Here is a 10,700-nt window from a genome sequence, read left to right on the forward strand (position 1 = left end):
GAAAAGCGCCGGGCGCCCCTTTTAGTTAAACTAAACAAAACAGCGTGACCCTCAAGGTGTGCCGGGAAGTCTGGTCGGCGACGGCTCAGCTCTGCCCACCGACCGGAGGTCCCCCTCATGCCCGCGCCCACCCGCAAGGTCCTCGGACGGCTCTCCCTCCCCGAGCGGACCTTCGTCGCGGACGCGCTGCGCACCGAGACGGTCGGCGGTGTCCTGCTGCTGGCCGCCGCGGTCGCCGCGCTGATCTGGGCGAACGTCCCCGCGCTCCACGACAGTTACGAGAGCGTCAGCCACTACCACCTGGGCCCCGCGGCCCTCGGGCTCGACCTCTCGGTCGCCCACTGGGCCGCCGACGGACTCCTCGCGGTCTTCTTCTTCGTGGCCGGCATCGAACTCAAGCGCGAACTGGTCGCCGGTGACCTCAAGGACCCGAGGGCGGCCGCGCTGCCCGTGGTCGCCGCCCTGTGCGGAATGGCCGTACCGGCGCTCGTCTACACGCTCACCAACCTCACCGGCGGCGGCTCCCTGGCCGGCTGGGCCGTGCCCACCGCCACCGACATCGCCTTCGCGCTCGCCGTGCTCGCCGTCATCGGCACCTGGCTGCCGAGCGCGCTGCGCGCCTTCCTGCTCACCCTCGCCGTCGTCGACGACCTCTTCGCGATCCTGATCATCGCGGTCTTCTTCACCGCCGACATCGACCTCGCCGCGCTCGGCGGCGCGGCCCTCGGCCTCGCGGTCTTCTGGGTGCTGCTGCGCCAGGGCGTACGCGGGTGGTACGTCTACGTCCCGCTCGCGCTGGTGATCTGGGCGCTGATGTACAACAGCGGCGTCCACGCCACCATCGCGGGCGTCGCGATGGGCCTGATGCTGCGCTGCACACGGCGGGACGACGAGGAGCACTCCCCGGGCGAGCGGATCGAGCATCTCGTACGACCGCTCTCGGCGGGCCTGGCCGTCCCCCTGTTCGCCCTCTTCAGCGCGGGTGTCTCCGTCTCCGGCGGCGCGCTCGGCGATGTCTTCACCCGGCCCGAGACGCTGGGCGTGGTCCTCGGCCTCGTCCTCGGCAAGGCCATCGGCATCTTCGGCGGGACCTGGCTCACCGCCCGCTTCACCCGGGCCTCGCTCAGCGACGACCTCGCCTGGGCCGACGTGTTCGCGGTGGCGACCCTGGCCGGCATCGGGTTCACGGTGTCGCTGCTCATCGGGGAGCTCGCCTTCGACGGCGACGCGACCATGACGGACGAGGTCAAGGCCGCCGTACTCCTCGGCTCGCTCATCGCGGCGACCCTCGCCACCGTGCTGCTGAAGCTGCGCAACGCCAAGTACCGGCAGCTGTACGAGACGGAGGAACGCGACGAGGACCTCGACGGCATCCCGGACGTCTACGAGGAGGACGACCCGGCGTACCACCTGCGCATGGCGGCCATCCACGAGCGCAAGGCCGCCGAACACCGCCGGATCGCCGAGCTCAAGGCCGCCGAGCGGCTTGCCGAAGTGACGGGCGGGGCAGGCGAGGACGACGACCGTCGGGCATGATCTGACGGGACGGTACAAAAGACACGGCACACAAAGAGTCCCAGTGACGAGGGAGATCGCGATGAGCGCACCCGACGGCAGCCCGGTCGGCGCCGAACGCAGCATCGGCCAGCTGTTCGCCTCGGCGACGACCGAGATGTCTGCGCTGGTGCACGACGAGATCGCGCTGGCCAAGGCGCAGCTGAAGCAGGACGTGAAGCGCGGCGCCGTCAGCGGTGGCATGTTCAGCGTGGCCGGCGCGGTGCTGGTGTTCTCCCTGCCGATGCTGAACTTCGCGCTGGCGTACGGCATCCGGACCTGGAGCGACTGGAACCTCGCGGTCTGCTTCCTGCTCTCCTTCGCCGCCAACGTCCTCGTCGCGCTGGTCCTCGCGCTGGTCGGCGTGGTCTTCGCGAAGAAGGCACAGAAGGGCAAGGGCCCGCAGAAGGTCGCCGCCTCGATGAAGGAGACGGCGGGCGTCCTCCAGAACGCCAAGCCCCACCCGCGGCCCGACGGCGACGCCAAGGCCCTCGAGGAGCGGGTCCGTAACACGAAGGCCATCGAGGCTGTGGCACGCTCGTCGTCATGACGGATCCCGCCGCCTCTCCGGCGCAGCAGCCCGCCTCTCTCGTACGGCCCGACGGTCCCTGGACGCACCGGGACGTGGCCGCCAACGGCGCGCGCTTCCACATCGCCGAACTGGGCGACGGACCGCTCGTGATGTTCCTGCACGGCTTCCCGCAGTTCTGGTGGACCTGGCGGCACCAGCTGGAGGCGCTCGCCGACGCCGGTTTCCGGGCCGTGGCCATGGACCTGCGCGGGGTCGGCGGCAGCGACCGCACCCCGCGCGGCTACGACCCCGCCAACCTCGCCCTCGACGTCACCGGCGTGATCCGCTCCCTCGGCGAGCCGGACGCCGCCCTGGTCGGCCACGACCTGGGCGGCTATCTGGCGTGGACGGCGGCCGCGATGCGCCCCAAGCTGGTACGGCGGCTCGCGGTCTCCTCGATGCCGCATCCCCGGCGCTGGCGCTCCGCGATGCTCTCCGACGTCCGCCAGACCCGCGCCGGCTCCTACATCTGGGGGTTCCAGCGGCCCTGGATCCCCGAGCGGCAGCTGACCGCGGACGACGGTGCGCTGGTCGCCGAGCTGATCCGGGACTGGTCCGGGCCGCGCCTGCCGGACGACGCGGCGGTGGAGACGTACCGGAAGGCGATCTGCATCCCCTCGACGGCGCACTGCTCGATCGAGCCGTACCGGTGGATGGTGCGGTCGATGGCGCGGCCCGACGGCATCCAGTTCAACCGGCGCATGAAGCGGCCCGTGCGCGTGCCGACCCTCCATCTGCACGGCTCGCTGGACCCGGTGATGCGGACCAGGAGCGCGGCGGGCTCCGGGGAGTACGTCGAAGCGCCGTACCGCTGGCGCCTGTTCGACGGCCTCGGACACTTCCCGCACGAAGAGGATCCGGTCGCTTTCTCGACCGAACTGATCAATTGGCTGAAGGATCCCGAACCCGATCGGTGACCGAGGCGTCGCGCCCGGTATCCGGACTTGAACACCTGTCCTACGAACGGCCACTTGCCCGGCGCATAGGCCAATTGGGGGGCGTGGGGGAGGTTATCGACCTTGGGGCAGGGGCAGACGTCGGGGTATGGGCTGGACGCACGACTACAGTGACGCAGCACGCAATCGACGCTCGGGCAGTGCCCTGAGCCCCCACCAGGGCGGTGCCCCGCACATGCCGGGCGGCACGGACCTGAGGGTGGGGATCCCGCGCATCCTGCGCCGCCGGGCCCGCTGGGTCTCGGTACGCCTGCGTCACCCCCGAGGCTGACGCGCCCCCCTCTCCGCAACCCCTCAGAGCGCGCAGCTGTCGCTGTCCACCTGCTGGTTCGCGGTGCGCCCCTTGGCGATGTCCTCCTGGATCTCGTCCGCGGTGAGCGCGTACCCGGTGTCGGGGTCGTCGAGCGACTTCGCGAAGACCACGCCGTACACCTTGCCGTCCGGGGTGAGCAGCGGGCCGCCCGAGTTGCCCTGGCGGACGGTCGCGTAGAGGGAGTACACATCGCGGCTGACGGTGCCGCGGTGGTAGATGTCCGGTCCGTGGGCGTCGATGCGCCCGCGCACCCGCGCGGCGCGCACGTCGTACGACCCGTTCTCCGGGAAGCCCGCGACGATCGCGCTGTCCCCGCTGGCCGCGTCCGCGGACGTGAACCGCAGCGCGGGCGCTTCGAGATCGGGGACGTCCAGTACGGCGATGTCGCGCTGCCAGTCGTAGAGGACGACGGTGGCGTCGTACTTGCGGCCCTCGCCGCCTATCTGGACGGTGGGCTCGTCGACCCCGCCCACCACGTGCGCGTTGGTCATGACACGGCGGTCGCCGAAGACGAAGCCGGTGCCCTCCAGGACCTTGCCGCAGCTCTGCGCGGTGCCCATGACCTTGACGATGGAGCGCTGGGAGCGCGTGGCGACCGCGCTGTTCGCGAGCTTGGGGTCGGGCGGCTGGACCTCCTTGATCGGCTCGTTGGAGAACGGGCTGAAGACCTGCGGGAAGCCGTTCTGCGCGAGGACGGAGGTGAAGTCCCTGAACCAGGTGTCGGCGTCCGAGGGCAGGGCCTCCTGCACACCGAGGAGCACCTTGGAGCCGCGGACCTCCTTGCCCACCGTCGGCATGGTGGTCTGCGCGAGGGTGGCGCCGATCAGCCAGGCGACCAGGAGCATCGCGAGGACGTTGACGAGGGCGCCGCCGGTGGCGTCCAGGGCGCGGGCCGGGGACCAGGTGATGTAACGGCGCAGCTTGTTGCCCATGTGGGTGGTCAGGGCCTGGCCCACGGAGGCGCAGACGATGACGACGACCACTCCGACCACGGCGGCGACGGTGCCGACCTCCGCGTGGTCGGTCACCGCGTCCCAGATGACGGGCAGGGTGTAGACGGCGACGAGACCACCGCCCAGGAATCCGATCACCGACAGGATGCCGACGACGAAGCCCTGGCGATAGCCGACGATCGCGAACCACACGGCGGCGACCAGCAACAGGATGTCCAGCACGTTCACGAACGCCACCCTGTCATGCGCGCCAGTCGAGCGGGACCTGCTTGTCCCGGTCCCAGGGGCGCTCCCAGCCCGCGAAGTGCAGGAGACGGTCGATGATTCCGGCGGTGAAGCCCCAGACCAGTGCCGATTCGACCAGGAATGCCGGACCTCGGTGACCGCTGGGGTGGACGGTCGTCGCACGGTTGTCGGGGTCCGTGAGATCCGCCACGGGGACGGTGAAGACGCGGGCGGTTTCGTTCGGATCGACGACACCGACCGGGCTCGGCTCGCGCCACCAGCCCAGCACCGGGGTCACCACGAAGCCGCTGACCGGGATGTACAGCCTGGGCAGCACGCCGAAGAGCTGGACGCCGAGCGGGTCGAGGCCGGTCTCCTCCTCGGCCTCGCGCAGGGCGGCCCTGAGCGGGCCGTCCCCCTTCGGGTCGCCGTCCTCCGGGTCCAGGGCCCCGCCGGGGAAGGAGGGCTGCCCGGCATGCGACCTGAGGGAACTCGCCCGCTCCATGAGCAGGAGCTCGGGCCCGCGCTCGCCCTCGCCGAACAGGACCAGCACGGCCGACTGCCGGCCCGCGCCGTCCTTCGGCGGCAGGAAGCGGCTCAGCTGGAGCGGCTCGACGGTCTCCACGGCGTGCACGACCGGGTCCAGCCAGGCGGGCAGCCCCTCCTTGCTGAGCGCCACGCCCTCCGTATGACTCGCCCGTGTCATCGCCACCCCCGTCGTCCTGCACCACTCAACGCCCGAGGGGCCCTAGATCGTTCCGCCCGGTTCGCAGGCGCCGGGCGCCGCGCTGCCTGCCGCGAGGCGGCCCAGGTCACCAAGCTGTGCGGCTTTACCGGGACCGACGATCCGGTCAGAGACCGCGTGAATCGCGCGCCCCCGCCCCTGGCCACCCGCTCCCCCGCCCCGCGCCTCACCGGGCCGGCGGCCCGCAGCCCCGTCCGTACCCTCACCCGGCGGCCCCCAGCGGCGGCGCCGCCTTGCCGCCCGCGTCCAGGTAGGCCTGTGGGGGGTTCAGGCGCTGGCCCGGGAAGCCGCCCTTCTCGTACTTGAGGAGCTTGGCCGCCTTGTCCGGGTCCGTCTCGCCCTCGCCGTAGGCCGGGCAGAGGGGCGCGATGGGGCAGGCGCCGCAGGCCGGCTTGCGGGCGTGGCAGATGCGGCGGCCGTGCCAGATGACATGGTGCGAGAGGTCGGTCCATTCGCTCTTCGGGAAGAGCGCGGCGACGGCGGCCTCGATCTTGTCCGGATCGCTCTCGGCGGTCCACTGCCACCGCTTGACCAGCCGCTGGAAGTGCGTGTCCACGGTGATGCCGGGCCGCCCGAACGCGTTGCCGAGCACCACGAAGGCGGTCTTGCGGCCCACGCCCGGCAGCTTGACGAGGTCCTCGAGCCGCCCCGGGACCTCACCCCCGTGGTCCTCCACCAGGGCCTTCGACAGCCCTATCACCGACTTGGTCTTGGCCCGGAAGAACCCGGTCGGCCGCAGGATCTCCTCGACCTCCTCGGGATCGGCCGCGGCCAGGTCCTCGGGGGTGGGGTACTTCGCGAAGAGCGCAGGCGTCGTCTGATTGACCCTCAGGTCGGTGGTCTGCGCGGACAGCACGGTGGCCACGATCAGCTGGAAGGGGTTCTCGAAGTCCAACTCGGGGTGGGCGTACGGGTACACCTCCGCGAGTTCGCGGTTGATACGCCGGGCGCGACGCACAAGGGCGGTGTGCGACTCCTGCCTCGGCGGCTTCGCCGCGACCGTCTTCGCCGCCGACGCCTTCTTCACCGAGGCCGTCGCCTTCTTGGGAGCGGCGGTCGCCTTCTTCACCGCAGCCACCTTCTTCACCGCAGCCACCTTCTTGACCGCACCGGCCTTCTTGACCGGTGCCGCCTTCTCACCGGCGGCCGCCTCCCTGACAGGAGCCGCCTTCTTCGCCGAAGCGCTCTTCTTCACCGGAGCCTTCCCTGCCGCTTTTGCCGTTTTCTTACCGCCCCCGGCGCCCTGTTCGCCCACAGCGGAATCTCGACGTGCAACCACCCGCCCAGCCCCCTCGGCCTGTGCTCTCACCGGCGTTTTGGACACCCGGCCAGCCTAGGGCCCGGCACTGACATCCGCCCCGGGCCCCGGGGACCGGCCCCCAATTGGACCCCTGCCGCTTACCCCGGGACATGTGTGCGGCATCCTTGTGACAGATCACACTGTTTGGACCGTCCGGCAAAATGGGCACCGGGTTCCCCTGGTACCAAGGGGGAACAAGATCCCCTGAGCAGGTCGACAAGGAGAGAACTCGTGGACGACGTTCTGCGGCGCAACCCGCTCTTCGCGGCACTCGACGACGAGCAGTCCGCGGAACTGCGCGCCTCCATGAGTGAGGTGACCCTCGCGCGAGGCGACTCCCTGTTCCACGAGGGCGACCCGGGCGACCGGCTCTACGTCGTCACCGAGGGCAAGGTCAAGCTCCACCGCACCTCCCCGGACGGCCGCGAGAACATGCTCGCCGTGGTCGGCCCCGGCGAACTCATCGGCGAACTGTCCCTGTTCGACCCGGGCCCGCGCACCGCGACCGCCACCGCGCTGACCGAGGTCAAGCTGCTGGGCCTCGGCCACGGCGACCTCCAGCCCTGGCTGAACGCCCGCCCCGAGGTGGCCACCGCCCTGCTGCGCGCCGTCGCCCGCCGACTGCGCCGCACCAACGACGCGATGTCCGACCTGGTCTTCTCGGACGTCCCCGGCCGTGTCGCGCGCGCCCTGCTCGACCTCTCCCGCCGCTTCGGTGTGCAGTCCGAGGAGGGCATCCACGTCGTCCACGACCTCACGCAGGAGGAACTGGCCCAGCTGGTCGGCGCCTCCCGCGAGACGGTCAACAAGGCCCTCGCGGACTTCGCCCAGCGCGGCTGGCTGCGCCTGGAGGCCCGCGCGGTGATCCTCCTGGACGTCGAGAGGCTCGCCAAGCGCTCCCGCTGAGCGCGGATCGTCGTACGACATCAAAGGGCCCTGCCGCACGGCGGGGCCCTTGTCGTGTCGGCGGCCCCGGAGACGACGGATGACGGGGCGCCAGGACGGCCGGGGACCTACTAGAGGTCCGACCACCAGCCGCTGCTCCCACCTCCCGCCCGTCCCCCCACCCGCCTCAGCGGCTCCCCAGCCAACGCGGAGCACATCCGGCCCGCACAGCGCGCCTGAGGCCCATCCGGCCCACACGCGCACCCGAGGCCCCTTCGGCGCCACACGGCCCGCCCAGGGCCGTAAATGAGCTGTCCCAGGGCCCGCCCCCGGGCACAGTGGCCCCATGGCCGCCGAAACCGTTCCCCCTGTCGCCTCCAAGGGACTCGACGCTCAGGGCTGCATCGAGCGCGAGGGATCCCTGGGACGGATCCCGTCTCCCTTCCGCCCGGTCGTCGCGGCGGCGCGCGACCGGGTGCTCGACCTGTTCGGGTCGAGGCTGCACAGCGCGTACCTCTACGGCTCGATCCCGCGCGGCACCGCGCGCGTGGGCCGCAGCGACCTCGACGTGCTGCTCGCCCTGCGCGACGAGCCGACCGACGCGGACCGGGAGGACGTAAGGGCGCTCGGGGAGGCGCTCGACAAGGAGTTCCCGCAGATCGACGGCGTGGGGACGCTGCTGTACAGCCGGACCCTGCTGCTGAGCGAGCTGGAGCGGCACGACCTGGGCTGGTTCGTGGCCTGTCTGTGCACCCCGCTGCTCGGCGACGACCTGGCGGAGTACCTCCCGCGCTACCGCCCCGACTCCCTCCTGGCCCGCGAGACGAACGGCGACCTAGCCCTCCTGCTCCCCCGCTGGCGCGAGCGCATCGAGGCGGCCGGCTCAGAGGACACCCGGCGCCGCCTGGTCCGCTACATGTCCCGCCACCTGGTCCGCACCGCGTTCACCCTGGTCATGCCCCGCTGGAACGGCTGGACGAGCGACCTGGCCGAGATGGCCGAGATCTTCGCCGCGTACTACCCGGAGCGCGCCGACCAGATCCGCCGGGCGGCCGTCCTGGGCCAGGCCCCGACCGCCGACATGGCCGTACTGCGGGCGTACGTCGACGATCTGGGCCCGTGGCTCGCGGACGAGTACACGCGCGTGCACGGCACGAAGACCCCGAGGCCCTGATCCCGCACCCTTCCGGACGGGCCCTAGATGATCCCGTGCTCCTCCAGGTACTCCAGCTGCGCCCGCACCGACAGTTCGGCGGCCGGCCACAGCGACCGGTCCACATCCGCATACACATGTTCTACGACGGCACCGGGCGCCCGGAACCCGTTCTCCACGGCCGTCTCGACCTGGGCCAGCCGGTGGGCGCGGTGCGCGAGATAGAACTCGACGGCACCCTGGGCGTCCTCCAGGACCGGCCCGTGGCCCGGCAGGACGGTGTGGACGCCGTCGTCGACCGTCAGGGACCTCAGGCGGCGCAGGGAGTCCAGATAGTCGCCCAGGCGGCCGTCGGGATGGGCCACCACGGTCGTACCGCGCCCCAGGACGGTGTCACCGGTCAGGACGGCCTGATCGGCGGGGAGATGGAAGCACAGCGAGTCCGCGGTGTGCCCCGGAGTCGGCACGACCCCGAGTTCGAGGCCACCCACCCGCACCACGTCCCCGGCACCGAGCCCCTCCTCCCCCAGCCGCAGGGCGGGGTCCAGGGCCCGCACCTTGGTGCCGGTCAGCTCCGCGAAGCGGACGGCGCCCTCCGCGTGGTCCGGGTGGCCGTGGGTCAGCAGGGTGAGGGCAACGCGCTTCCCGGCGGCCCCGGCGGTGTCGACGACGGCACGCAGATGCCGCTCGTCGAGCGGACCGGGGTCGACCACGACCGCCAAGTCCGAGTCCGGCTCCGACAGGATCCAGGTGTTGGTCCCGTCCAGGGTCATCGCGGAGGCGTTGGGCGCGAGGACGTTCACGGCCCGTGCGGTGGCGGGGCCCGTGAGGACCCGGCCCCGCGGCTGGCCGGGAAGGGCTGCGGCGTCGGTCATACGGAGGCTCCACCGGTCGGGATGTGCTTGGTGAACTCGTCGTACTCCGGCCAGGAGAGCACGATCTGCCCGTCCTCCAGCCGGGCCTGCGCGAGCACGGGGGTCAGGTCACGCCCGGGGGCCGCGGCGACCACGTCGGCGGCGGTGCCGTACCCGGCGATCTGCCGCAACGTGGCGATGGTCGGCGGCATCATCAGCAGCTCGCCCTTGTCGTAGCCCTCCGCCGCGTCCTCGGGCCGGATCCACACCGTGCGGTCGGCCTCCGTGGAGGCGTTGCGCGTGCGCTGGCCTTCCGGCAGGGCGGCCACGAAGAACCAGGTGTCGTAGCGACGGGACTCGAACTCGGGGGTGATCCAACGCGTCCAGACGCCGAGCAGATCGGACCGCAGAACGAGCCCGCGCCGCTCCAGGAACCCGGCGAAGGACAGCTCCCGGGCGACCAGGGCGGCCCGGTCGGCCTCCCACTCCGCCCCCGTGGTGTCCCCCACCACCGACTCGGGCGTCGGCCCGGCCAGCAGCACCCCGGCCTCCTCGTACGTCTCCCGCACGGCCGCGCAGACGATCGCCTGGGCCGCCGTCTCGTCCACGCCGAGCCGGGCCGCCCACCACGCGCGCGTGGGCCCCGCCCAGTGGATCTGGTGCTCGTCGTCCCGGGGGTCGACCCCGCCACCGGGATAGGCGTAAGCGCCCCCCGCGAAGGCCATCGAGGCCCGCCGGCGCAACATGTGCACGACCGTTCCGGCCGCCGTGTCCTTCAACAGCATCACGGTCGCGGCACGCCTCGGCACGACCGGCACGAGGTCGCCCTCCGCGAGCGCGCGGATACGCTCCGGCCAATCCGCTGGGTACCACTGCCCGTTTGCCATGGCCGGAGGCTAACTCTTGGCGGGCGGATGTTCGAGAGGCCGGGCTTGGGCGGGCGCCGATGGGGGTGCCGGGTCAGGTTGTCGGGCGGGTGCGGATGCGTTGTGGCTGGTCGCGCAGTTCCCCGCGCCGCCGCTGCGCTGGGCTTGGGCCGGGCGCCTAGGGGGGTGCCGGGTGCGGTTGCGGGGCGGGTGCGGGTTCGTTGTGGCTGGTCGCGCAGTTCCCCGCGCCCCTGGGTGGGTGCAGTCACCTGTGCCACGACGTGCCGTTGGCCGCGTACGGCGTGAAGGGGACGGGGTGGGGGGT

General features: G+C 71.9%; 11 protein-coding genes. 6 read left to right on the forward strand and 5 right to left on the reverse strand.

The window, feature by feature from the left end; all coding sequences use genetic code 11:
* Window positions 1-117 precede the first annotated feature (117 nt).
* From nhaA to ACFULQ_RS46520, 4 genes are all read left to right on the forward strand, one after another.
* Window positions 118-1,536, forward strand: a complete 1,419-nt coding sequence (gene nhaA, locus ACFULQ_RS46505; RefSeq protein ID WP_383557146.1) for a Na+/H+ antiporter NhaA — start codon at window positions 118-120, stop codon at window positions 1,534-1,536.
* 61 nt (window positions 1,537-1,597) lie between these two features.
* Entirely contained in the window at window positions 1,598-2,104 is a 507-nt protein-coding gene (locus ACFULQ_RS46510; protein WP_383557148.1) for a phage holin family protein, read from the forward strand.
* Window positions 2,101-3,042, forward strand: a complete 942-nt coding sequence (locus ACFULQ_RS46515; RefSeq protein WP_383557150.1) for an alpha/beta fold hydrolase — start codon at window positions 2,101-2,103, stop codon at window positions 3,040-3,042. The genes ACFULQ_RS46510 and ACFULQ_RS46515 overlap by 4 nt, the downstream gene beginning before the upstream one ends.
* 127 nt (window positions 3,043-3,169) lie before the next feature.
* Window positions 3,170-3,352: a hypothetical protein gene (locus ACFULQ_RS46520; protein ID WP_383557153.1), complete on the forward strand. Its 183-nt coding sequence runs from the start codon at window positions 3,170-3,172 to the stop codon at window positions 3,350-3,352.
* A gap of 23 nt (window positions 3,353-3,375) precedes the next feature.
* Here the strand turns inward: ACFULQ_RS46520 and ACFULQ_RS46525 are convergent, their stop codons facing one another.
* The 3 genes from ACFULQ_RS46525 to nth form a co-directional block, all read right to left on the reverse strand.
* The gene (locus ACFULQ_RS46525) at window positions 3,376-4,575 is read right to left on the reverse strand and encodes a MarP family serine protease (protein ID WP_383557155.1); all 1,200 of its coding nucleotides are present in this window, start codon (window positions 4,573-4,575) and stop codon (window positions 3,376-3,378) included.
* 13 nt (window positions 4,576-4,588) lie between these two features.
* On the reverse strand, window positions 4,589-5,278 hold the full coding sequence (locus ACFULQ_RS46530; protein WP_383557157.1) for an NUDIX hydrolase: 690 nt from the start codon (window positions 5,276-5,278) through the stop codon (window positions 4,589-4,591).
* Window positions 5,279-5,519: 241 nt separating this feature from the next.
* The gene (nth, locus tag ACFULQ_RS46535) at window positions 5,520-6,512 is read right to left on the reverse strand and encodes an endonuclease III (RefSeq protein WP_383557159.1); all 993 of its coding nucleotides are present in this window, start codon (window positions 6,510-6,512) and stop codon (window positions 5,520-5,522) included.
* A 336-nt stretch (window positions 6,513-6,848) separates the two neighbouring features.
* On the opposite strand from nth, the gene ACFULQ_RS46540 reads away from it, so the two are divergent.
* Window positions 6,849-7,523 (forward strand): Crp/Fnr family transcriptional regulator, encoded by a 675-nt coding sequence (locus tag ACFULQ_RS46540; RefSeq protein WP_015658871.1) that lies wholly within the window; start codon window positions 6,849-6,851, stop codon window positions 7,521-7,523.
* Window positions 7,524-7,848: 325 nt separating this feature from the next.
* Window positions 7,849-8,676, forward strand: coding sequence for a nucleotidyltransferase domain-containing protein (locus tag ACFULQ_RS46545; protein ID WP_383557162.1), 828 nt, complete (start codon window positions 7,849-7,851; stop codon window positions 8,674-8,676).
* 23 nt (window positions 8,677-8,699) lie between these two features.
* Here ACFULQ_RS46545 and ACFULQ_RS46550 read toward each other — a convergent pair whose 3' ends face one another.
* Together ACFULQ_RS46550 and ACFULQ_RS46555 are read right to left on the reverse strand one after the other, a co-directional pair.
* The gene (locus tag ACFULQ_RS46550) at window positions 8,700-9,530 is read right to left on the reverse strand and encodes an MBL fold metallo-hydrolase (RefSeq protein ID WP_383557164.1); all 831 of its coding nucleotides are present in this window, start codon (window positions 9,528-9,530) and stop codon (window positions 8,700-8,702) included.
* Window positions 9,527-10,396 (reverse strand): NUDIX hydrolase, encoded by an 870-nt coding sequence (locus ACFULQ_RS46555; protein ID WP_383557167.1) that lies wholly within the window; start codon window positions 10,394-10,396, stop codon window positions 9,527-9,529. Before ACFULQ_RS46555 ends, ACFULQ_RS46550 begins: the two co-directional genes overlap by 4 nt.
* Window positions 10,397-10,700 lie beyond the last annotated feature (304 nt).

Origin of the sequence: Streptomyces sp. NPDC057253 (genome assembly GCF_042669125.1) — a bacterium.
GTDB lineage: Bacteria > Actinomycetota > Actinomycetes > Streptomycetales > Streptomycetaceae > Streptomyces.